Origin of the sequence: Brockia lithotrophica, from assembly GCF_003633725.1 — a bacterium.
GTDB classification, from domain to species: Bacteria; Bacillota; Bacilli; order Thermicanales; family DSM-22653; genus Brockia; species Brockia lithotrophica.
In genome coordinates, this window is sequence record NZ_RBIJ01000001.1 from 316,211 (window position 1) to 338,904 (window position 22,694).

Annotated in this window: 23 protein-coding genes and 1 other RNA gene; 22 read left to right on the forward strand and 2 right to left on the reverse strand. The window is 63.7% G+C overall.

Annotation, left to right across the window (positions count from 1 at the left end):
- Window positions 1-22 precede the first annotated feature (22 nt).
- Window positions 23-1,180: a CAP domain-containing protein gene (locus tag C7438_RS01415; RefSeq protein ID WP_121443565.1), complete on the forward strand. Its 1,158-nt coding sequence runs from the start codon at window positions 23-25 to the stop codon at window positions 1,178-1,180.
- Here C7438_RS01415 and C7438_RS01420 read toward each other — a convergent pair.
- Together C7438_RS01420 and ffs are read right to left on the reverse strand one after the other, a co-directional pair.
- Window positions 1,165-2,514, reverse strand: a complete 1,350-nt coding sequence (locus tag C7438_RS01420; protein WP_147401952.1) for an O-antigen ligase family protein — start codon at window positions 2,512-2,514, stop codon at window positions 1,165-1,167. The genes C7438_RS01415 and C7438_RS01420 overlap by 16 nt on opposite strands.
- 246 nt (window positions 2,515-2,760) lie before the next feature.
- Window positions 2,761-2,846, reverse strand: an RNA gene (ffs, locus tag C7438_RS01425) — signal recognition particle sRNA small type.
- Window positions 2,847-2,966: 120 nt separating this feature from the next.
- Here ffs and C7438_RS01430 point away from each other — a divergent pair.
- The 21 genes from C7438_RS01430 to scpB all read left to right on the forward strand — a co-directional run bounded on the left by C7438_RS01430 (window position 2,967) and on the right by scpB (window position 22,682).
- Window positions 2,967-3,554 carry a hypothetical protein gene (locus C7438_RS01430; RefSeq protein WP_121443567.1) on the forward strand — a complete coding sequence of 196 codons (588 nt, stop codon included), beginning with the start codon at window positions 2,967-2,969 and terminating at the stop codon, window positions 3,552-3,554.
- A gap of 194 nt (window positions 3,555-3,748) precedes the next feature.
- Window positions 3,749-4,270, forward strand: a complete 522-nt coding sequence (gene fur / locus C7438_RS01435) for a ferric iron uptake transcriptional regulator (protein ID WP_121444029.1) — start codon at window positions 3,749-3,751, stop codon at window positions 4,268-4,270.
- A gap of 163 nt (window positions 4,271-4,433) precedes the next feature.
- A complete protein-coding gene (gene ald / locus C7438_RS01440) occupies window positions 4,434-5,552 on the forward strand; it encodes an alanine dehydrogenase (RefSeq protein WP_121443568.1) in 1,119 nt (372 codons plus the stop codon).
- 13 nt (window positions 5,553-5,565) lie between these two features.
- Complete coding sequence (gene xerD / locus C7438_RS01445; RefSeq protein ID WP_245956415.1) at window positions 5,566-6,507, forward strand: site-specific tyrosine recombinase XerD; 942 nt, start codon at window positions 5,566-5,568, stop codon at window positions 6,505-6,507.
- Window positions 6,508-6,602: 95 nt separating this feature from the next.
- A complete protein-coding gene (locus tag C7438_RS01450; protein WP_121443569.1) occupies window positions 6,603-7,817 on the forward strand; it encodes a phosphopentomutase in 1,215 nt (404 codons plus the stop codon).
- 4 nt (window positions 7,818-7,821) lie between these two features.
- Window positions 7,822-9,141 (forward strand): thymidine phosphorylase, encoded by a 1,320-nt coding sequence (locus tag C7438_RS01455; protein ID WP_121443570.1) that lies wholly within the window; start codon window positions 7,822-7,824, stop codon window positions 9,139-9,141.
- Between the two features lie 215 nt (window positions 9,142-9,356).
- Complete coding sequence (locus C7438_RS01460; RefSeq protein WP_211322009.1) at window positions 9,357-10,634, forward strand: D-alanyl-D-alanine carboxypeptidase family protein; 1,278 nt, start codon at window positions 9,357-9,359, stop codon at window positions 10,632-10,634.
- Window positions 10,635-10,868: 234 nt separating this feature from the next.
- Window positions 10,869-11,219: an anti-sigma F factor antagonist gene (spoIIAA, locus tag C7438_RS01465; RefSeq protein ID WP_121443571.1), complete on the forward strand. Its 351-nt coding sequence runs from the start codon at window positions 10,869-10,871 to the stop codon at window positions 11,217-11,219.
- 1 nt (window position 11,220) lies between these two features.
- On the forward strand, window positions 11,221-11,670 hold the full coding sequence (spoIIAB, locus tag C7438_RS01470; protein WP_121443572.1) for an anti-sigma F factor: 450 nt from the start codon (window positions 11,221-11,223) through the stop codon (window positions 11,668-11,670).
- A gap of 12 nt (window positions 11,671-11,682) precedes the next feature.
- Window positions 11,683-12,435, forward strand: coding sequence for an RNA polymerase sporulation sigma factor SigF (sigF, locus tag C7438_RS01475; protein WP_121443573.1), 753 nt, complete (start codon window positions 11,683-11,685; stop codon window positions 12,433-12,435).
- A 103-nt stretch (window positions 12,436-12,538) separates the two neighbouring features.
- The gene (locus C7438_RS01480) at window positions 12,539-14,020 is read left to right on the forward strand and encodes a spore germination protein (RefSeq protein ID WP_245956416.1); all 1,482 of its coding nucleotides are present in this window, start codon (window positions 12,539-12,541) and stop codon (window positions 14,018-14,020) included.
- A 237-nt stretch (window positions 14,021-14,257) separates the two neighbouring features.
- Window positions 14,258-14,719, forward strand: coding sequence for a hypothetical protein (locus C7438_RS01485; protein ID WP_121443574.1), 462 nt, complete (start codon window positions 14,258-14,260; stop codon window positions 14,717-14,719).
- Window positions 14,720-15,194: 475 nt separating this feature from the next.
- A complete protein-coding gene (locus tag C7438_RS01490) occupies window positions 15,195-15,620 on the forward strand; it encodes a hypothetical protein (protein ID WP_121443575.1) in 426 nt (141 codons plus the stop codon).
- Window positions 15,613-16,272: an ABC transporter ATP-binding protein gene (locus C7438_RS01495; RefSeq protein ID WP_121443576.1), complete on the forward strand. Its 660-nt coding sequence runs from the start codon at window positions 15,613-15,615 to the stop codon at window positions 16,270-16,272. Before C7438_RS01490 ends, C7438_RS01495 begins: the two co-directional genes overlap by 8 nt.
- A 94-nt stretch (window positions 16,273-16,366) precedes the next feature.
- Complete coding sequence (locus C7438_RS01500; protein ID WP_147401953.1) at window positions 16,367-17,578, forward strand: hypothetical protein; 1,212 nt, start codon at window positions 16,367-16,369, stop codon at window positions 17,576-17,578.
- 24 nt (window positions 17,579-17,602) lie between these two features.
- The gene (locus tag C7438_RS01505; RefSeq protein ID WP_170143471.1) at window positions 17,603-18,238 is read left to right on the forward strand and encodes a MarC family protein; all 636 of its coding nucleotides are present in this window, start codon (window positions 17,603-17,605) and stop codon (window positions 18,236-18,238) included.
- Between the two features lie 75 nt (window positions 18,239-18,313).
- Window positions 18,314-18,928 carry a class I SAM-dependent methyltransferase gene (locus C7438_RS01510; protein ID WP_121443579.1) on the forward strand — a complete coding sequence of 205 codons (615 nt, stop codon included), beginning with the start codon at window positions 18,314-18,316 and terminating at the stop codon, window positions 18,926-18,928.
- A 149-nt stretch (window positions 18,929-19,077) separates the two neighbouring features.
- On the forward strand, window positions 19,078-20,463 hold the full coding sequence (lysA, locus tag C7438_RS01515) for a diaminopimelate decarboxylase (RefSeq protein WP_121443580.1): 1,386 nt from the start codon (window positions 19,078-19,080) through the stop codon (window positions 20,461-20,463).
- Window positions 20,464-20,570: 107 nt separating this feature from the next.
- Complete coding sequence (locus C7438_RS01520; RefSeq protein WP_121443581.1) at window positions 20,571-21,305, forward strand: gamma-glutamyl-gamma-aminobutyrate hydrolase family protein; 735 nt, start codon at window positions 20,571-20,573, stop codon at window positions 21,303-21,305.
- Between the two features lie 10 nt (window positions 21,306-21,315).
- The gene (locus tag C7438_RS01525) at window positions 21,316-22,140 is read left to right on the forward strand and encodes a segregation and condensation protein A (protein ID WP_170143472.1); all 825 of its coding nucleotides are present in this window, start codon (window positions 21,316-21,318) and stop codon (window positions 22,138-22,140) included.
- Window positions 22,137-22,682, forward strand: a complete 546-nt coding sequence (gene scpB, locus C7438_RS01530; protein ID WP_121443583.1) for an SMC-Scp complex subunit ScpB — start codon at window positions 22,137-22,139, stop codon at window positions 22,680-22,682. Before C7438_RS01525 ends, scpB begins: the two co-directional genes overlap by 4 nt.
- The last annotated feature ends 12 nt before the right edge of the window (window positions 22,683-22,694 follow it).

Here is a 22,694-nt window from a genome sequence, read left to right on the forward strand (position 1 = left end):
CACATCGAGGGGGAGGTCGACCGTGGGGAAGACCTTGCGCCGACTTGTCGTAGTCGCTCTCGCCGTTCTGGCTTGGGTTCGGCTCCAAAGCCACCCCCTTTACCTGAATCCCGAGGAACTTTGGGCGAAGGCGCGCGAGGCGCTTTTCTCCTTGACCGAGCGCGCTTCTCCGGTTCCCGAATCCGCCGGAGGGACCGGGGAGACCCCTTCTCTCGGGGCCCATGCCGATTCCCAAGTGCCCGCGGCCGATTCGGGATCTCCTTCGGGCGAATCCGAGGTGCGCACGTCTGGGACTGCTGCGCTCCACCTGGGGCTTTCGGCAGACGAGGCTTCCGCCCTTCTCGGTTCCCCGACCTGGCGCGGGCTATCGCCACAAGGAGAAGATTGGTGGGTATACGAAAAGGGAGGACGGCTGTACGCCGTCCTCGCCTTCCGCGACGGTGTGTTGGTAGACGTCTTCAGCACCTCGCCGAATTGGGCGCTGGGAAAGTACCGGGTAGGCCAGAAGTTTCCGGACGATACCGTCCCGCAGACGATCGAGGTGCGTCTGGATGCGGGGATCCAGGCGCAGTTTTCCCAAGAACGACTCAAGGAGGGGGTCATCCTCCTCCCCGGGAGCGGTCGCGGGGAACTCATCCGCGTCTACGTCGACCGCTTTCGCGAGAACCTCGTCGTCGCCGTACGCCTGAGTGACGTTCGCCATGTTTTGCAAGCCCGTTCGTTTCCCGTGCAGTTGAGTTACATGGGAAGCCTTCCCGCGTGGCTGAACGAAGAAGAGCCTCCAAAAGTACCCGAGCAATCGGCGCGCACCGGTGAGCGCCTCATGCACCGCCTGATGAACGACTTTCGCGTCGATATGGGGCTTAGGCCGCTTACGTGGGACGACGCCGCCGCCCGCGTCGCCCTGGGCCACAGCCAAGACATGGCGACGCACCACTTCTTTGCCCACGTCTCCCCCACGACGGGGCTTGACGTGGCCGGGCGGATGCAGCAGGCGGGGATCCCTTACCGCATCGTCGGGGAAAATCTCGCCACGGGCTTTGCCGACGTCCTCGAGGCGCACGTAGGGCTTCTGAACTCCGAGGGGCATCGGAAGAACTTGCTCGGCAATGACTTTACGCGAGACGGCGTGGGGATCGTGGACCGCTACGTTACGGTCGTGTTTTACCGTCCTCTATGAGAGACGGTTCCGCCGTAGGGTAGGGCGGGCACTGTCCACGTGGTCCAGAGGTTTCGCCGCACGGGATAGGCTTCGGCGATGAGGAAGCTTTGCACGGCAATCACGAGGAGGGCCACCTGTGGCGAAAAGAAGGGGAAGTCCACGAGGCCGTGGACGAAAAGGGCGAGGAAGAAGGCCGCAGCCGGCCTTCCCCACGGGTGGTTTCGGCGGAGGAGTTCTCCGAGGACGCGCACGATGAGGTAAAACGCGGGCACGAGGAGGAAGAAACCCAGGACGCCGCTGTCTACGAGGAGGCTGAGGATGAGGTTGTGGGCGTGCGGCAGTGGGACGGATTCCCCTAAGACCTCGGGGGGGACTTTGGTAAAGGCGGCAAGCCCGTGTCCGGTCCACGGCGCCTCACGAAAGAGCTCGAGGCCTTTCCGCCAGACCTCACCGCGTTCCGCCAACGAATCCCTCCAGAGGGAAAACCGAGGAATCGCGGAGGTAAGGAGCCAAGGTGCGGAAAAGAGCGTAACCCCCACGTGCGTGAGGGGAGTGGTGTGGAGCTTTTTCACGAGATTTGCCTCACGCCGTCGTTCCGCCGCCGCGTCGCCCGCGGCGAAGAGAACGGCGTAGAGGACGAGCCCTGCCGCTAGTCCGACCATCCCACCCCGCGATCCGGTGAGGAGGAGGGCGATTGCGTAGAGGGAAAGTTCTCCGGCGTAGACGAGGCGGAGACGGGTGGAGGTACTCCGTTCGATCAGCCCGGCGCCGAGGAAGAGGAAAAAGACAAAGAACACCGCCGCAAAGTTGGGATTTTCAAACGTTCCGCTGGCGCGGAAACCCGTCCCGCCCCGCCACGGATACCATCCGAGGAGGACGAGGACGTCGCCCCAACGGTTGAGGAAAAAGGATTGGGCCAACGCCAAAACGGCGGTCGGCACGCCGAGGTGGTAGACGGCAGAAAGCATACGTTCCGTCTCTTCTGCGTGCACCTCCGGCGGGCGGAGGTCGATGCGCACGAACACCCAAAGGGAAAACGCGGCGTACAGGATCGGAAAAAGGCTGTACAGAAGGCTTTGCAGATCCTTTTGCTCCGCGGCCACCGCGAGGTTCCAAAGGCCGAAGGCGGCCAGGCTACCGCTCCACCAGAGAATCGGATGCCCTTCCCCTCGCGCGGAAAAGAGCATTGCGGAGAGGGCGTGTCCGTCGCTTTTCCGCAGAGTCCGGACGAGATCCTGCACCGCATAGGTGAGAAACACCACGATGAAGTAGGGCACGTAGAGGGCGAGAAGGGCCACCTCTCGAGTGCCCATCGCGTTCCGCAGGCGCTTTCGTTCTTTCTGTCTGTACATCCTCGGGATGACCCCCTTGATCTCCGTCCACGAGGAGTGTTTCCCGTTTCTCGATCCCTACCCGTCTGCAACATAGCCGAACGGGGCAATCGGGGCATGACACTTCGGTAAGGTTGTCCGGACGCGAGGGCTCGGTCGCGACATGTTCCCCCGCGCACACACGTAGGTATATATTCGCCTCCTTTCCGGGGAGCTCCTCCTAGCCCTTTCGGTGCGCGGGAAAAATTTACTCCCTTCGCGCGCACAAAAAAACGCCGGCACCGGATCTCGCACCTTAGGGCTGCTTCGTTTCCGACCTGACCCGGTTCGGTACTCCATCCGTGCCGACGCAAAAGCTAGTATACATCATCCGCAAAGGCATTGGCAACCCCTATGGTTTCCTCGGGCGACGTCCGCAGGCAAGCCGTGTGTCGAAGAGCCTTGAGGCCGATCGGCGGGGGAGGTGGGGGTAGGTGACGGATTCGCGGCTCGTTCGCTTGCTCGTCGCGCTCGGAATTTCGGGATTCGGGATTGGCGTAGTTTGGGGGTTCCACCTCGACCCGCCGACGCTCGCCGCCGTGGCACACGCTTTGGGGGAACGCGACGCCCCGACCTTCGTGTTCTCCGCTTCTTCCTTCGGGCGAACGGCGATGCTTCTTTTGGGAGAGACCCTTCTTTTGGCCTGGGTGGGGGCTTCCGTCCTCTTGGCCCCTTTGCTCGGGCTGTACTTCGTCGGATATGCCGCCCGCCTCGGCTTTACCTTGGCCTTCCTCTACCGAACGGGGCTTCTGCACACGGGCGACGTCGTCTTTCTCTTCGGCCTGCACGGCCTTTCCCTCCTCGCCCTCGCGTTTGGCCTCGCCTTTACCGCGCGGTTTGCCTCCTTCGTCGTACACAACCGCCTCCTTCGCTACCGCGATCCCCTGCGTCCCGAGCTTTTCCGGTACGCCCTCGCGTGGGCAGGTGTCTTTTTCTTCCGCCTCTTCCTCTGGTGGGCGATTCCCCAGCTTCTCCTATCCGCACCTACGTCTTTGGCAGTCCCCTTCGGTTTTGCGGTATGATGAACACAAACGCGGGGAAATTGACCCTCTCGGGCCGAGCGGGTGAATCCCCGGTCGGGCGTTCGAAGGGACGCCCCCGAAGATCGACCGCAGGGAGCACATTGCGGTATACCTGGGTTTTTGGCATTTGCCAAGAAGACACGCCCTTGATAGAATGGGCCTGAGAAACGCTGTCGTAGGGGGAACCTCCCTTGTTGGAAGACAGGGTCGAGCGTATCCGGCAGATTTTGCAAGCACACAACTACAAGATGACGCCGCAGCGGGAAGCGACGGTGCGGGTCCTCTTGGAGCACGAAGATCGCCACTTGAGTGCGGAGGAGATCTTTCTACTCCTTAAGGAACGCGTCCCGGACATCGGCCTAGCCACCGTGTACCGAACGCTCGAGCTTTTGAGCGATCTGGAGATCGTGTACAAGGTGAACTTCGGAGACGGCGTGACGCGCTACGACTTCCGCAAGGAAGGCATGGCGCGCCACCACCACCACCTGCAGTGCATCCGCTGCGGAAAGGTCGAGGAAATCCACGAAAACCTCCTCGCCGACGTGGAGAAGCTCGTAGAAGAACGCTACGGCTTTAAGGTCCTCGACCACAGGCTCACGTTTCTCGGGATTTGCCGCGAGTGCCAGGAGCGCGAGGAGCGCGAAAAAGCGGCAAAGGAAGGCGCGGGAAGTGGAACCTCCGAAGCCGCATCGTCGCGCGAGAGGGGCGAGCGGTAGGCGCCGAAAGCGCCCCGCGGTTCGGTAAAACCTTGGAAAAAGGCGTATAATGATGCCGAGGTGGAACACCTCGGTCGTTTTTTATCGCGTTCGGCAAGGTTCCCGTCGAGCGTCGCCCGAACGGCCGCCGCACAACCACCACTATCCGAGGAGGCAACGAGGGATGATCGTCGGCGTACCGAGGGAAATAAAGCCCGGCGAAAACCGCGTGGCGATTACGCCTGCAGGCGTGCACGCGCTGCACGCGACAGGGCACAACGTCCTCGTGGAACGGGGGGCGGGAGAGGGGAGCGGGATCTCCGACGACGAATTTCGCGCCGCGGGCGCGGAAATCGTCCCGACTCCCGAGGACGTCTGGAATCGGGCGGACCTCGTCCTCAAGGTGAAGGAGCCCCTTCCCGAGGAGTTTCGGCATTTCCGGGAAGGTCTGATCCTCTTTACGTACCTTCACCTCGCCGCGGCACCGGAACTCGCACGTGCGCTCTTGGAAAAACGGGTCACGGCAATCGCCTATGAGACCGTTCAGCTCGCAAGCGGTGCCCTCCCCCTCCTCCAACCCATGAGCGAGGTCGCGGGGCGCCTCTCCGTGCAGATCGGCGCGCAGTTCCTTCAAAAGACCTACGGCGGGTCGGGAGTGCTTCTGAGTGGGATTCCTGGGGTTGCTCCGGGAAAGGTCGTGATTCTCGGAGGAGGGACCGTGGGAACAAACGCGGCGAAAATCGCCGTGGGTTTGGGGGCAGAAGTCGTCATCTTCGAGGTCAACGCGGAGCGCTTGCGCGCCCTGGACGACCTCTTCGGTCCGCGGGTGCGCGTCCTTATGTCGAATCCGTGGTCGATCGGTCAGGAGGTCGCGGAGGCGGACCTCGTCGTCGGGGCGGTTCTCATCCCCGGGGCCAAGGCCCCCGTCCTCGTCACGGAAGACATGGTGCGCGCCATGCGTCGGGGTTCGGTAATCGTGGACGTCGCCGTCGACCAGGGGGGATCGATCGCGACAGTGGACCGCGTAACCACCCACGACAATCCCGTGTACGAACGGTTCGGCGTCCTCCACTATGCCGTGGCCAATATCCCCGGCGCCGTCCCCCGTACGTCCACGTGGGGACTCGTGAACGCCACCCTGCCCTACGTGCAAAAGCTCCTTTCCGCTCCCGTCGCCGAAGTCCTCCGGCGCGATCCCGCCCTACGCAAAGGGCTCAACACGTACGCCGGATATGTGACGCACGAGGCGGTCGCGCGTTCCTTGGGCCTTCCGTACCGCCCGCCGGAGGAGCTTCTCGCCTGAGGGGGAGGTGGCCGTGGATCTTTTGCGCACGGTTTCCGAGGAGAAGGAAGCCTTTCTCCTCTACCTCCGTGTAGAACGCGGTCGCGCGGAGCATACGGTGCACGCATACGCCTCCGACCTCGAGGACTTCGCCCGCTGGCTCTCCTCCTGCGACTGCCGACGCCGATCGGAGGAATCCCCCCCGCGAGAGGTGTGGCGGGAAGCCGTGGCCGCCTATCTCGAGTCCCTTTCCGAACGCGGACTTCGCCCCACCACGGCCAAGCGGCGGATTGCCGCGCTCCGAGCCTTTACTCGGTATCTGGAGGAAAACGGCCGACTTCCGGAGGACGTGCTGCGGGAGGTGCGCGGCCCCAAACGCGACGTGGGGTTGCCCCGGGTACTCGGAGAGTCGGAGGTGCTCGCCCTCATAGAATCCGTCCGCGGCTCGGATCCCCTGTCGCTTCGCGACCGCGCCCTTTTCGAGCTCCTCTACAGTTCGGGACTTCGCGTCTCCGAACTCGTCGGGCTTACGTTTTCCGCCATTCACTGGGAGGGGGAGTTCCTGCGCTTTATCGGCAAGGGCGACAAGGAACGGGTCGTCCCCTTCGGCCGCGCCGCCGCCGACGCCCTTCGGCGCTACCTGGAATTCGGTCGTCCCGCCCTCGCCGCCCGCGGGCAGAAGGCGGGCGGGAGGCCTTCGGACCGCGTGTTTTTGAACGCCCGCGGACGCCCGCTCACGCGGCAGGGCTTCTGGAAGATCCTCCGCGAGCGGGCCCGCGCCGCGGGGATCGCGAAAGCGCTTTCCCCCCACACCCTGCGCCATTCGTTTGCCACGCACCTTCTCGCCCGGGGAGCAGACCTTCGGGTGGTGCAGGAGCTCCTCGGACACGCGGACGTCCGCACGACCCAGATCTACACCCACGTCGTTCGAGAAGCCGCGTGGGAGGTCTTTCGCCGCGCGCACCCGCGCGCGTGACGCCGGGTCCGGGCGCCTCGCGGGGTAGGGCGTCCGACGGACACCTTGCCTCCGGCAGGCTGTTCTGAAGTTCGCCCCTTTCAGGAGGTTGGACGATGCCGCAACCCGAACCCGTATTTGCCCGAACGACCGTCATCGTCTTGGACAGCGTAGGCATCGGAGCACTTCCGGACGCCGAAGGGTACGGAGATGCGGGAGCAAACACCCTAGGCCACCTTGCCGAGCGCCGGGGTCTCGCGCTCCCCCACCTCGCCTCTCTCGGCCTGGGGAACATCGCCCCCCTGGCGACCGTCCCTCCCGCCGAACGGCCGCGCGCCTTCTTTGCCAAGATGGCCGAGCGTTCCGTTGGCAAGGACACGCTCACCGGGCACTGGGAACTCATGGGGCTGTGGGTGCGCCGGGCCTTCCGTACGTTTCCCCACGGTTTTCCCGAGGAGCTCATCCGACGGTTCGCCGAGGCCACAGGGCGAGGCGTCCTCGGCAACAAGGTGGCCTCCGGAACGGCGATCATCGAAGAGCTCGGCGAAGAACACATGCGCACGGGTGCGTGGATCGTCTACACCTCGGCGGACAGCGTCTTTCAAATTGCGGCGCACGAAGAGGTCGTCCCCCTCGAAGAGCTCTACCGTGCTTGCGAGATCGCCCGACGCCTCACGCTCGAGGAACCGTACCTCGTGGGGCGCGTCATTGCCCGTCCGTTCCGCGGGAAACCGGGCAGCTTCGTCCGTACGGCAAATCGCCGCGACTACGCCGTAGAACCTTTTGCCCCCACCCTTCTCGACGCCCTTCGGGATGCAGGCTTTGACGTCTGGGCGGTAGGTAAGATCGAGGACATCTTTGCTGGGCGGGGGATTACCCGCTCCTGGCGTACGGGCTCCAACGAAGAGGGGGTAGAAACCACCCTCGCCCGCCTCGAAGAAGACTTTACGGGCCTTTTGTTCGTCAACCTCGTGGATTTTGACTCGCGCTACGGACACCGCCGCGATCCGGAAGGGTACGCGCGGGCGCTGGAGGCGTTCGACGCCCGCGTTCCGGACCTCCTTGCGCGCCTTCGGCCGGGCGACCTCCTCGTGATCACGGCAGACCACGGAAACGATCCCTACCACGAAGGGACCGACCACACGCGAGAGTACGTTCCGCTCCTCGCGGTGGTGGCGGAGCAGGAGGAAGGACGATCCCTGGGCGTCCGGGAGACGTTTGCCGACCTCGCGGCGACGCTTGCGGAAAACTTTCACCTCCGGTGGCGGCCGGAAATCGGTACGAGCTTTCTCCGCGAACTCGTTCGTCAGTCCGACGAAAAGGAGCGATGATCCTATGCGTGCCCAGGAGATCCTTGCGAAGAAGCGAGACGGCGGAGTCCTCACGGAAGAAGAAATCCGCTACTTCGTCAACGGTGTCGTACGGGGGGAAATTCCGGACTACCAGGCGGCGGCCTTTCTCATGGCCGCGTACGTACGCGGGCTCACCGAGGAAGAGACCCTCGCTTTGACCCTCGCCATGGCGGACTCCGGAGAAAAGCTCGACCTTTCCTCCGTACCGGGTTTCAAGATGGACAAACACTCCACGGGCGGAGTAGGGGATAAGCTCACGCTCGTCGTCCTCCCGATGGTCGCCGCGGTGGGCATTCCCGTGGCCAAGCTCTCGGGGCGCGCCCTCGGCCACACCGGGGGCACGATCGACAAGCTCGAGTCGATCCCCGGATTTCGCACGAACCTCACGCGGGAAGAGATCGTCCGGCAGGTGGAGGACATCGGGCTCGCCGTCGCCGAACCCGGAGAGGAGATCGTTCCGGCAGACAAGATCTTTTACGCCCTCCGCGACGTCACGGCGACCGTGGATTCCAAGCCTCTCATCGTCGCTTCCATCTTGAGCAAAAAGCTCGCCGGCGGCGCCGACGGGTTTGTCTTTGACGTAAAGGCCGGATCGGGTGCCTTTATGCCCACGGAGGAGGACGCCCGCGAGCTTGCGACGCTTCTCGTGCGGATTTCCAAGAAGCTCGGCAAGCGGGCGACGGCAATCCTCACGAACATGATCCAACCCCACGGATATGAGATCGGCAACGCGAACGAAGTCCGCGAAGCGATCGAAGTCCTCAAGGGTGGCGGGCCCGACGATGTTAAGGGTGCGGCCGTACGGATGGCGGCGGAGATGGCGCTTTTGGCCGGCAAAGCGGAGACGATTCTCGAGGCCGTCCGCCTCGTCGACGATACGCTGGCTTCGGGTGCGGCCCTCGAAAAGTTCGCCGAATGGGTGGAACGCCAGGGCGGCGATCCGCGCGTCGTGGACGACTACGAGCTCCTCCCGCAGCCGGAGTACGAGGTGATCGTCGGTGCCGAGCGGGAGGGAATCCTCATGCCGCCGGACGCCCGGCTCATCGGCGAGGCGGTGATGCTTGCGGGCGGCGGACGGAGGAAGAAAGGCGACCCCATCGACCACGCCGCCGGCGTCACCCTGTACTACCGCGGCGGCTCCAAGATCTTCCGCGGCGACGCCCTGGCGCGGATGGTAGCCTCTCAGGAAATTCCCGACGAAGCCGTGGAAAAGCTCGTCCAGGCTTTCAAGGTGACCGAAGAGGACGTCACCTGCATCCAGACCGTGATCGACGTCGTGCGCGATCGCGACCTCGAGGACTGAGGACGGGAAACGAACCGAACGGGCGAGTTGTGCATCCGACGTTTGCTGTTGGCGACGCCCTGTCCGGAAAGCGAGTCGAACGGGTGCAGAGCGCATCCCCCAGTATGCCGCGGCGACTTCTGGGAGATCCTAGAAGAGATGAGACGGGCCCGCTCAACTCCGGAAACCCTTCCGGCAGCGGACGTGGCCCTGGATCGACCGGAGGTGGATGTACGGTGTACGGGCGGATGCGCGTTGCGTTTCGTACGGGACTCTTCCTCACGGTGACGTTTTTGGCCATCGGCGTCTGGTCCTTCCCGCTGACGACGGTGTGGGGGGACGTGTTTCCGGGGGATGAAGGCGCGGCGCACTCGTCGGCAGCTTCGGACACCCTTTCGGCAAAGCCCGCGACATCGGAGCCCGAGAAAGACTCCGCCCCCGATCTCGCACCGAACGCCAAGTCGGCGATCCTGATCGAGGCGACGACGGGCGCCGTCCTTTACGAAAAGGAAGCCGACACTCCGCTTCCGCCGGCGAGCATGACCAAGGTGATGACCATGCTCCTCGTCGCCGAAGCGGTGGACGCCGGGCGCATCCGCCTGGAAGACCGCGTGATCGCGAGCGAGCGTGCCGCTAGGATGGGCGGATCGCAGGTGTTCCTCGCCCCGGGCGAAGAGATGACTGTCGAGGACCTCTTGAAGTCCGTCGCCATCGCCTCGGCCAACGACGCTGCCGTCGCACTTGCTGAGCACCTCGCCGGTTCGGTGGAGCAGTTTGTCGAACTCATGAACCGGCGCGCCCGCGAACTCGGGCTGCAACATACGACGTTTCGCAACGTCCACGGGCTTCCAGAAGAGGGCCACGTCGCCTCGGCACGCGACCTCGCCCGCCTCGGCCGCGAACTCGTGCGCCACGCGTGGATCCTCGAGTACACCGGACGCTATGAAGACATGCTTCGGGAAGGGTCGGCAAAGCCCTTTTGGCTCGTGAATACGAACCGCCTCGTCAAGTTCTACCCGGGGATGGACGGACTGAAGACGGGGTACACCGCGGAAGCGCGCTACGGACTCGTGGCGACCGCCAAGCGCGGGAGCCTTCGGTTCATCGCGGTGGTCATGGGCGAGCCAGACGTCAAGACGCGCAACCGAGAGGTCACCGCAATGCTCGACTACGGGTTCGCCCACCTCGAAGCGAGCACGCTGTACGCCCGAGGCGAGCGCGTCGCGCGCTTCCGGGTATCGGGCGGAACTCCCGAGGAAGTAGGGGCGCGGGCCGGTGAGGACGTGATTGCCGTCTTCCCCAAGGGGAAGGGCGAGGTCGTGCGCACGGAAGTCGTCCCCCACGTGCCCCGACCGCCGTTCGCCGCGGAAACCCCCGTCGGCGAGGTGGTGGTCCGTACGGAAATCGCGGGAAAACCGTACGAGTCGACATTCCCGCTCCTCGCCGAAGAGGCGGTACGCCTTCCCTCGCTTCCCGAGCGGATTTTCCGTGGGCTGCGCGACCTCATCCCCTGAAGGGGCGGTCCCATCCGTGGCGTTGCACCTTCGCTCTACGGCGACGCGGTCCCGTGCCCGACGACGCGCTTGCATTCCCTGACGATAGGGGAAAGTTCCCGGCGGATTCGCACTACCGTTGGCCGTTTGCGTCGAGGGAGAAGGAGGTAGTACCGAACGGAGAGAAAAGGGAAGAGGGCGAAGGACGAAGCGTCTCACCGCTTTGGCCTCGCATGCGGAGGAGGGGTTGAGAACGTGGCCGTTCATCTTTCGCACGAGCTTCGCGGCACCGCACTCATCGTCCGTGTGGGCGGCGAAATCGACCACGCCGTGGCGGAGGAAGTTCGCGACTACCTGGACACGTGGCTTCGGCGCAGCGGGGCCCGCCACCTCGTCCTAAACTTTTCCGAGTTGGAATTCATGGATTCCTCTGGTTTGGGGGTGATCCTCGGGCGCTACCGGCGCCTCGCTCCCGACGGGGGAAGGATCGTCGTCTGCGGCGTCAACCCAACGGTCCACAGGATGTTCGAACTCTCGGGGCTGTACCGAATCGTCTCCGCGGCGGCAGACGAAGACGCAGCCCTTGCGGAGCTGGGGGTGGCTTGAGGTGCGAAACGAAATGCGCCTGAGCTTCCCGGCCCGCAAGGGCAACGAGGCCCTTGCACGCATGGCCATCGCCGCCTTCGTCGCTCCGCTGGACCCTACGTTGGACGAGCTTGCAGAACTCAAGACGGCCGTATCCGAAGCGGTGACCAACGCGATCATCCACGCCTATCCCGACGGCGAAGGTTGGGTAAGCGTTGAGGCGGTACTCGAGGGCGATCTCCTCACGCTCGTCGTCCGCGACGAAGGGGTGGGGATTGCCGACGTAGAAGAAGCGCGGCAACCCCTCTTTACGACGCGGGCCGACCTCGAACGTTCGGGCATGGGCTTTGTGATCATGGAGAATTTCATGGACTCGGTTGAGGTGGAGTCTTCTCCCGGAAAGGGCACCGTCGTCCGCATGACGAAGCGCTTCGCAACGCGAAGTTCCGACCGCGAGGCGAAGGTGGAGTAGGGGTGGAGGGGAGTGCGCGGCACGGAGAAGAACCCTCACACGGAGCTCACGGACGACGAGGTGCGGGAACTCATCCGACAGGCTCAGGCAGGGGACACCCGAGCCCGCGAGCGCCTCGTCGAGGGGAACGTCCGCCTCGTCTGGTCGGTCGTCCAACGTTTCCTGCACCGCGGGTACGAAGCGGACGACCTCTTCCAAATCGGAGCGATCGGTCTCATCAAGGCCATCGACAAGTTCGACCTTTCCTACGACGTGAAGTTTTCCACGTACGCCGTCCCGATGATCATCGGCGAAATTCAGCGCCACCTCAGGGACGACGGCGAAGTCAAGGTGAGCCGTGCGGTAAAGGAGCTTGGGCACAAAATCCGGCGCATGCGCGACGAGCTTACAAAGCAACTCATGCGCGAGCCCACGCTCGGCGAACTCGCGGAAGCCCTGGGCGTCCCGCCGGACGAAGTTCTCTTTGCCCAAGAGGCCACGCGCGAAGTCGTCTCCATCCACGAGACGGTCTACGAAAACGACGGCGATCCGATCGCGCTTATCGACCAACTTGCCGAAGGGGACGACACCTGGCTCAAGCGCGTGGAAGTCCGCGAACTCATCGCCCGTCTCCCCGAACGCGAGCGGCTCATCGTCTACCTCCGCTTTTTCAAAGATTACACCCAGCAAGAGGTGGCCGAGCGTCTCGGCGTGTCCCAAGTCCAAGTAAGTCGTTTGGAAAAGCGCATCCTTCAAAAGCTGCGCGATCTCCTCGAGCCTTCCTGAGGCGGGACGGCACCTTTCCCAAGGCAGTGTAAGGGTTTGCCCTGCCGCTAGATGGCGCATACTACCTCTTGGGTGTGCGTCGTCTAGCCGGGAGGGTTGGCCGTTGGCGAACAACACGTCGCTCGCTGTACCCATCTCGCGAAACTACGAGGAAGCGGTAAAGGTCCTCAAGGAGCGACTCGGGGTAGGCAAGTCCTTCGACGTCGGCATGCGCGAACTCGTGATCGGCGGCCGGCGCGTGGCGATCTTTTTCGTAAACGGCTTAGCCGACAACGGGATGCTCGCCATCCTCCTCAAGGACACCGCGCGCCTGAGCCTCGAGATCGAGGGCAGGCTTTCACCGGACGAGGTCTTCGACCTCCTGTTTTCCCACTACCTCACCCACGTTCAGGTGGAGCCTGTACGCACGTACGACGAGTTCGTCGACCGGGTACTCACCGGTCTCTTCGGGTTCGTGGTCGAAGGGGTGGGGGAGGGGCTCCTCCTCGACGGCCGGATGTACCCCGGCCGGATGCCCCAGGAGCCCGATACGGAACGCGTCGTCCGCGGATCCCGCGACGGATTTACGGAGAACATCATCGTAAACACGGCGCTCCTCCGCCGCCGTTTGCGGGACGAAAAGCTGCGCGTGGAAATCCGCCGCGTGGGCGAGCGAAGCAAGTCCGACGTGGCAATCGCCTATTTGGAAGACGTGGCAAACCCCGGACTCGTCGACTTCGTCCGCCGCCGAATCGACGGGGTACAGGTCGACGGGATTCCGATGACGGATAAGTCTCTTCAGGAGTACATCATCGGCCAATCGTGGAACCCCTATCCTCTCGTGCGCTACACGGAGCGCCCGGACGTGGCGGTGCAGCACCTCCTCGAGGGCCACGTCCTCATCCTCTTTGACACGTCGCCGAGCGTGATGATCACGCCGACGACCTTCTTCCACCACGTGCAGCACGCCGAGGAGTACCGCCAGACTCCGGTCGTGGGGATGTACCTCCGGTGGGTGCGCTTTTTCGGGATCTTCACCTCCGTGTTTCTCCTCCCCCTGTGGTTCCTCTACGCCACCCACCCCTGGCTCGTCCCGCCGGGGCTCGAGATGATCGGTGTAAAGAAACCTACGGACGTACCCCTCTTTGCCCAAATCCTCATCGCGGAACTCTTCATCGACCTCATGCGCATGGCCGCCATCCATACGCCCACACCCCTGGCAACCGCCTTGGGCATCCTCGCCACGATCATCCTCGGAGACGCGGCGACCAAGGCCGGGCTTTTCGTCCCGGAAATCGTCCTCTACATCGCCGTGGCGGCCATCGGGCTCTTCGCCACGCCGAGCTACGAGATGTCCCTCGCCAATCGCCTCATGCGCCTGTTCCTCCTCTTTGCCGTCGCCCTCTTCGGCGCGCCCGGTCTCATCGTAGGGACGACGCTCATCCTCCTTTCCCTCGTCTTCACCCACTCCCTCAACACGCCCTACTTTTGGCCCCTCATCCCCTTCAACGCCTCAGGGTTTTTCCACGTCCTCTTCCGCATGCCCGTTCCCCTCGAACGGAGGCGCGCCGTGATCACCCAGCCCATGGACCCGACGCGGAAGTAAAGCCCGAAATTCCGAATCCGCCATCTGCCGCGCCAAGCCCTCGGTCGACCGAAATCCGGCCGCGACCGAGGGCGTTTGGTTTCTTCCGACCGAAAAACGCGGAGGTACGTCTGTTTCTTTCTGAGACCGAAATATTCGCATGTCTCAAGGAAACTCGTTTTGTGCATTTTTCCGGATTTGTCTTGACGCACGCGCGCGGGATTTGCTATGTTTGCCCTCGGAAAGGGGGTGAGAACCGTGGCCGAACGTGCGCTTTTGCCTTGGGAACGTGCAGGTCGTATGGCACTATTGCTCTTCGTCTTTGGTGCGCTTTCGTTTCTTACCGTCTACCTCCTCATCGTGGCGTTTTCCGTTCTTTGGGCCGTGACGGGGCAGGACCTGAGCGCCTTCGTCCACATGGAGCGCGATGCGACGGGGATCGTATTTCGGGCGACTCCGCTCCTCGTGGTCACGGCCTTGGCGCTTTCCGGAGCCCTCACGTACGTGGCCGCCCGCACGTACGACGGACGCTCGCGGCGTCTGCGCGTAGGACCAATCGTCGTCCTGCTCGCTGTAGCCGCCATCCTCGCCTTCTTCGGGTACATCGCGCCTTGCGGGATCGTCTGCCCGTACCTCGCCTGTCACGGTCCCGTGGCGAACTGTTCGATGGAATTCCTCCTCAAGTCGCTTTCTGTGAAGTACGTCTGCCTCTGCCGGTGAGGCGTGTCCCGCGCGAGGGCAAAAGGGCGCTTGGACAGTCCGGAGGATTGCTCCGGAGTTGGGCAGAGGACGGCCGATGGGGCGGGGGAGCGCACTCCCTGCGCTCCATCGGCTGCTTTGTTTCTCGCCCGAGAGAAGCGCGGGCCGACTTGTTGCCGCTTCCACCCGCCGGGGTACTCGCGTACCCCGGGCCCGCCGTTCGGCATCCGACCCGCCGTTTGCGGGGTAGCCCCGAGATTTCGCCGCTCTTTCCCGGAGCACGTGTGGGAGGACAGAGAAGCCCCCGGCGAAGGGGCCTTTCTGGAGAAAGCCGCCTTTGGCGGCTGATATCCTCAAACACGCAGGGGAGGGGAGGAAGGACAAGGGAGTTCCTCCGGAGAAAGGTACGGATGTAGGCGGATTCGGCTGTTGTCGGAACAGAGGCAAAAGTAAGGATCGATTACGACCTGCGCACTGCGCGGTTGGGGGGAAGCCGATGGGCTTTTGGGCGTTTACGAAGCGCGTGGTCGTCCTCCTCGCGCCCCTCGCGGGACTCGTGTTCGGCATCGCCGCCCTGGGTGTGGCAGCGTTTCACGCGGTACCGTGCGTTCTTTCGCGTTTGGGATTCTACGTACTTCTCCTCTTTTTTCCGTTTCTCCTCGTCTACCTGCACGAATTGGGCCACTACCTTCCTGTACGCCGTAGGGTACGGGGGGTCGTACGGGAGGGAATCTTCGGCGTAGCCGTGGAAGTCGAAGGCGACGTCCCCTGGAGTACAGTGGTTTGGAGTGCTGTCCTTCCCCTCGCGCTCGGTCTCGGGGTGAGCCTGTGGACGGGGAAAGGCGTTTTCTTGCTCCTCACCTTGGGGGTTCTGGCGGCGTCGGCCTTGGACGGTGTGGAGGTGCTACGGCGGCATGCTTGAAGTTCGCGACCTCGTGGCGGGGTACCGCAGAACGCCGGTGGTAGGCCCGCTCTCCCTCTCCCTCAAGCGCGGGGAAGTTCTCGTCTTCGTCGGACCGAACGGGGCAGGGAAGTCCACCCTCTTTCGCACGCTCGCCACCCTTCAGAGGCCGCTCGCCGGCAAGGTATTCCTCGACGGGGAGCCGATGGAACGAAAGACAGATCGGGTGTTTTTCCTGGGTGAGCGGGTGGAGATGCCGGAAAGCCTGACGGGTGCGGAGTACCTCCGGGTAGTTTCCTCCCTATACGGAGAAACCGCCGATCCCGAACCCTACCTCCGGTACGCGGGGGTTCCGGCGGAAGCGCTTCTGCGCCACCTTTCCCAGGGACAAAAGCGGCGCGTTCAGCTCGCGAGCGCCCTCTTCGTGTCTCGTCCCCTCGTCTACCTCCTCGACGATCCTTCCATCGGCCTCGACGACGTCGGTGCGGAAGAACTCGTACCCGACCTCGTACGCCGCCTCAAGGGGGCGGGCAAGATCACCCTTGTCGCCACGCGGGTGGCGGCGATCGTCGAACGCCTTCGCTCCTTCGCCGCGATCGTCGACATGCGGGAGATCAGTCGTGTCCTCCCTGATACCGCAGCTCTTCCGACGTTAGAGAAGCCCGAGAAGTGAGGTGAAATTCCCGAGGAGATCGACGGTTCGCGGGAACGAATTTCGAATTTCGGCAAACGAGTTTTCCGAGTTCCGCTCGAGGAGGGGGCACTTCGTGCCGTTCGTGCACCTTTCGAGGATTTGGTTTCGCCTTATCGTCCGCCGTCCCGGTACGTGGGTTTTCCTTTTCCTCAGCGCCGTCCTCGGTTGGCTCCTTTACGAGACGCAACCCGTTCTTTCCGTCATCCCCGTTCGTTCACTCCTTCCATCCCTCGTCCTCATCTTTTGGGCTTTGGGGTGGATGCATGCGCGGTCGTTTGCCCCGCGAACGGTGCTCGCCCTTTCGGAAATCCCGGGGTTTTTCTCCGCACGGCTCAAGCTCACGCTTCTACAGCTCTTTGCCTTCCTTCCGTTTTGGATTGCCCTCGCCGCCTCGTTTCCGAATCCGTGGCTTCCCATTCTCCTCTCGTTTTTCCTCTACCTGCCGTTTACGGAGTTGCCTTTGAGTTGGACGGGGATCCTCTTCGCCGCCGCCGTTCTCGCCTTCGTCGCCCCCGTCGGCCTTCTCCCCCTCACCTTGGGCCTCCTCTTTTTGCTTTGGGATCGGCTCATCCCGTCGAAGCGGGTGATCTTGCTGCGCACAAATTCCCTTGCCGTTACCTGGGTGAACCCGCTCTTTCTCTGGCCCGTAGGAATCATCTGGGCGTTGGTGTGGTGGGCCGCGCGCTTTCCGGGTGTTGAATTTTCCTTTCGGGGGCTCTTGGAAGGAAGCCTATCGGTTCGTTCGCCGGAAGGTGCGGGTTGTGTCGGGCAGTACGAATTCGGGGTTTTCCTCGCGGGGCTTGCGCTGTTTTCGGTTACCCTGATCCTCCCTCTCTTTTTGAGCGTTTCGGCTGTCGGGTGCCGCTACCTCGAACGCCCGCTCTGGCCGTCTTTCTGGCTCGGCCGCGCCTACCGCCGCACGATCCCGGCAGCGTTTGCTCTCACGTTTGCCTATACGCTCCTCTGGACGGCCCTTACCTACGGCTGGCTTTCGTACCTGGGGGTGTTCCAAGATCGCGTACTTTCTTTTTCCGTACATTTGACGGCCCTCGCGCTCTTCGTCGCCGCCCTCCGGCCGTTCTCCCCCGACGATCCGCAGGACCTCGGTACATTCGTTTTTGGGGTGTTTTCTACACACCTATTGGCGGTCTTGCTCCTCTTTAGGCTTCTCCCGTCCGTTGGAGGATCCGTATCTCCCTCCACCTTCGCAGCGGTTCTGCTTCTTTTCGCCCTCTTCGTTCCTTGGATTTGGTACCGCCTCAAACGTGCGGGGATTACTCTGTAAGCCGCACATGCCAAGGTGATGTCCGTGCTTTCCTTCGCTATCAAGGTATTTTTAGCCCTCTTCGCGGTAATGAACCCCTTTCCCAACGTGACGCTCTTCCTCGCCCTGACCGAAAACCTGGACAACGCCGCGAGAAAGGCGGTGGCCCGACGGGCTGTCGTTGCCGCCGCCCTTTTGGGTCTTCCCTTTGTGGTGTTCGGCGCCGGGATTTTGGCCGTTCTCGGCATCTCTCTAGACGCCTTCCGCGTGACGGGAGGAATTGTCCTCTTTACGATCGCCTACTCACTCCTCAAGGGTTCGGCTTCGCCGGTCCACGCCCCCCACGGTGTCGAGCACGAAGAAGTGGCAGGACAAGACGATGTAGCCCTCGTCCCCCTTGCCGTACCCCTCCTCACCGGTCCCGGTACGATGACGACCCTCACGGTATACGGCGGCGCGCCCTGGAGCATGTGGGACCACAAGGCCATTGTTGCTGCGGCGTTTCTCGTCGTTCTCGCCCTCACCTACGCCTTCTTCCGCGAAGCGGAGAGGCTTCAGGCTGCGCTTTCTCCTTCGGTCTTCCGCCTCGTCGCCCGGGTTATGGGCCTCGTCCTCGCCGCCCTCGCCGTCCAGATGGCCGGGGAGGGGGTACGGGGGTTCCTCGGCCCCAGTCCGGCGTAGAGGGCGCAATGACGGATGCCCGCGGGGTTTTGTGGGGTTGCCACATGGGCGTAAAAGCAGGGGAGTGATTTCTTCGTGGAAGGGTCGACCAGGCAGTACTTCGAAGAGCGGGCCGAAGGTTGGGACGCGAACATCCGCCCGGAAACGCGCGAACGCTTGGCCCGGATCGTGCGAGATCTCGGTATAAGACCCGGGAGCTACGTCTTGGACGTAGGAAGTGGAACGGGAATTTTGATCCCTCTTCTCTTAGAGGCCGTAGGTCCGGAAGGAAAAGTTACGGCCTTTGATCTGGCTGAAAAGATGCTCGCCCTTGCGAAGGAAAAGTATGGGGGCGAAAGGGTGGAGTTCGTCCAAGGGGATATCGCAAACGCTCCCTTTCCAGATGGGACTTTCGACGAAGTTGTGTGCAACTCCAGTTTTCCGCACTTCGAAGATCGGGCGCGCGCAGTGCAGGAGATGTTTCGGATAGTGAAGCCCGGCGGGCGAGTGGCGGTCTTCCACCCGATGAGCCGAGAAGCGGTCAACGATGTGCACCGCAAGTTGGGCGGCGTCGTGCGGGACCACCTTTTGCCCGAAGACGAGGAAATGCGTCGCCTGTTTCGAGACGCTGGGTTTTCAGAGATACAACTCGTCAACCGTTCCGACCTCTACCTGGTAACGGCCCGCAAACCCGAGACTTTTCCCTCGTAGGGCCGATTCCGGGGTCTACTCCTTCGCCCGAGGGCGCCGAATGCGGGCGGCATAGCGTCTCGCCGGTCGCTTTGGTATGCTTACAAAGACAACCCTGTACGGGGATCGGAATCGAAGAGAAGTCGCATGTGGAGCGGGGAGGGGCGGCCGTGCGGAAGTTTCCCGTAGAACTCGAAGTGCGCGGAGGAGTTCTCTTTTTCGGTGGCGTGAGCGCCGTCGAACTGGCCGAGAGGTTCGGCACGCCTCTCCTCGTCTACGAAGAGGATAAGATCCGCCGGGCCATGCGCGAGTTTCGCGAAACCTTGTCCGGGTTGGGCGTGCGCTACCGGCTCTTTTACGCGTGTAAGGCGTACTGCAGCTTGGCCATGGCCCACGTCGTGCGCGAAGAAGGTTTTGGCGCGGACGTCGTCTCCATGGGCGAAATGATTACGGCGCTTCGCGGGGGCATCCCGCCGGAAGACCTGCTCTTTCATGGGAACTTCAAGTTGGACGAGGAACTGCGCTTCGCCGTAGAGCAGGGGATCGGGACGATCGTCGTCGACAACGCCTACGAGCTCGAACGCCTCGCCAGCCTCGCGGCCACGCAAGGCGGGAGCCGTCCCATACCCATCCTCCTTCGGATCACTCCCGGCGTGGTGGCCCATACCCACCGCTACATCCTCACGGGGCAGGAAGATTCGAAGTTCGGCTTCGACCTCGAAAGCGGACAGGCCCTCGCGGCCGTACGCCTGGCGATGCGCACGGAAGGGCTGCGGCTCCGCGGGATCCACATGCACGTAGGCTCGCAACTCGTCTCTTCGGAAGGGCCGGTGCAAGCCGTGCGCCGCCTCGAAGCCCTCCTTACGTCCGTCCCGGAATTCGTTCCGGAAGTCCTCGACTTGGGCGGGGGCTTCGGCGTGCCGTACGTCGTCGACGATCCCCACGTCCCCCTACGCGACCTCCTCGTGCCGGTGGTTGAGGCCGTGCGCGAGCTCTTTTCCCGCCTCGGGCACCCGGAGCCGGAGCTCTGGTGGGAGCCCGGACGGCGCGTCGTCGCGTCCGCGGGGACGACCCTCTACCGGGTGGGCGGTGTAAAGGAAATCCCCGGAGTCCGTCGCTACGTGGCCGTCGACGGCGGGATGAACGACAACATCCGTCCCGCCCTCTACCAGGCGCAGTACGAGGCGCTCCTCGCCAACCGCCCCCTCGATCCTCCGGAGGCGCTCTACACCGTGGCGGGGCGGCTTTGCGAGAGCGGCGACATCCTCATCGTCGACCACCCACTCCCCCATCCCCAACCGGGAGACCTTTTGGCCGTTTTCGTCACGGGCGCGTATGCTTACGCGATGTCTTCCAACTACAACCGCCTGCCGCGCCCGGCGGTGGTGTTCGTTCGCGACGGGAAGGCACGCCTCGTCCAACGTCGGGAGACGATCGAGGACTTGCTCGCCCTCGACCTTCCCTACGGCTTCGGGGATTGCGAAACCGCTCCTTCGGAAGTCCCAAATGCGGCCGCGCGTAAGGCGCTCGAGACGCGAGGCGCGCCAGAAGCGTGAGCCTAGCCCCCGCTTCGAAACTCCGAAAGAGGATTTAGCTGCACCATCCGCATAGAGATGGGCTCAGAGGCCGCAAATTCTTCGTCCGAGGAAGCGGGGAACGCGCGATGCGTCGTCCTTGGATCGGGATCCCAGCACAGTCCTTTGCGTGTGAAGGCGTGCCGCGCATGGGCGTGGGTGAACGATACGCGCGGCGGATTCAGGAGGCGGGGGCCGTTCCGACTGTCCTCCTTCCGCCCGAATCCCCGGAAGATGCGGAGGCCCTCGCCGCCTCCGCTGTGGAGCGCATGGACGGGCTGCTCCTCGCGGGAGGCTACGACGTAGATCCCGCGTACTACGGGGAATCCCCCGCCCCCGGCCTGGGAACGGTCGAGCCCCTGCGCGACGCCTTTGAAATTGCCCTCGTCCGCGCCTTCCGCCGGGCGGGTCGGCCCATCCTCGGCATTTGCCGCGGGGCACAGGTGCTCAACGTCGCCCTCGGCGGTACGTTGTATCAGGACATCCCGGGACACAACCAGTCGGAGCCGCGACCGCAGGCAACCCATCCCGTGTTCCTTGCGGCCGAATCCCGCCTGTTTCGCATCCTCGGAGGGGTTCGGGAACTCGCCGTGAACTCCTTTCACCACCAGGCGGTGCGCACGCTCGCGCCGGGACTCGTGGCCGTCGCCCACGCCCCCGACGGCACGATCGAGGCCGTCGAGGCGCGCGAAGGCGCGTTCCTGCTCGGCGTACAGTGGCACCCGGAATGGCTTGAGGACGAGGCCTCGCGGGCGATCTTTCGCGCCTTCGTTTCCGCCGCAGGCGGCCATTTGCCCGCGGCGGAGGAAGGGCGTCGCGGGTGAGGAGATGCCAGTGTTCACCGTCCGTACGGAGACCTTCGAGGGACCGCTTGAACTCCTCGTGGCCCTCGTGCGCGAAGCGCGGCTTTCCGTCTACGAGGTTTCCGTATCCGAGATCGTCGAGCTCTACCTTCGCTACGTCGAGGAGCTCCAGGAGAAGGCGTCGCTCGAGGAACTGAGCGAGTTCGTCGCGCTTGCCGCGGCGCTCATGCGCTGGAAGAGCCGTGCGCTCCTCCCGGGCGCCGCAACGCCGGAAAGCGAGCAGGTGCGCGAGGCTTGGGAGGAAGAGCTCACCTCCCGCGAGGACGTATACCGCCGCCTCATTACGTACAGGCGCTACCAAATCGCCCGAGAAGCCCTCGTCGCCCGGCTTTCTCAGGCGTTGCCCCGCTTCTCGCGCCCCTCCCTTGGCGAATCCCTTCGGCGGCGTATCTCCGCGCAAGCGCGAGAGCGGCTCGGGTACGCCCGGGGAGCTTCCGCATCGCCGATGTCCCCCGAACTCCTCACCGAGGCGTGGCGAAGGATCTTGCGGCGCAGGCGAGAAGAGGCCGCGGTCCGCTCCGTCGTGCCGGATCCGTACGAGGTATTGGAATTCGAGGCGCGGATTTGCCGGCAACTCCTTTGGGCGGGAGAAATTCCGTTTGCAAGCCTTATCCCGCCCGGTGCCGGACGCGAATTCGTCGTCACGGCATTTCTCGCCGTGCTCGAGCTTTTGCGAAAGAAAAAGATCCTCGTACGCCAAGAAGTTCCCTTTTCCACGCTTTTCCTCGTGCGCCGGGAAACGGACGAGCCCCCTTGGGATTCCGAACGGAGGGAAGGGGAGGGGGGAAGCACGTGAAAGACAGGGCCACGGACGGAGAACTCCTCGCCCTCCTCTTCGTGGCGGGCGAAGAAGGGCTTTCGGCCCATAAGGCTGCAGAAGTCCTAGAGATTCCGCCGGAGGAAGCCGAACGCCGCCTCGAGGAATTCCGCGTGTGGTGGAACGCGGAGGACCGCGGGCTCCTCGTGGAACGGGGAGAAGACACCTACCGTCTCGTCACGCGTCCCGAACACGCCCCCCTCCTCCTCAGGTTTCTCGAGGGGGGGAGGGCCTCTGCCGGCCTCTCGCCGGCCGCCCTCGAATGCCTCACGATCGTCGCCTACCGACAGCCCGTGAGCCGAGCGGAAATCGAAGAAATTCGCGGAACGCGGAGCGACCGCCCGATCGAGACCCTCCTCGAACGCGGGCTCATCCGCGAAGTGGGGCGCGGGGAGGGGATCGGCCGCCCGATTCTCTACGGAACGACGGAGCGCTTTCTCAACCTCTTCGGGTTGTCCTCCTTGGACGAACTTCCCCCGCTTCCGTCGGAAGAGGAGGTCGAGCGCGAGCTTTTTCGCTAGTTCCGGGAATGC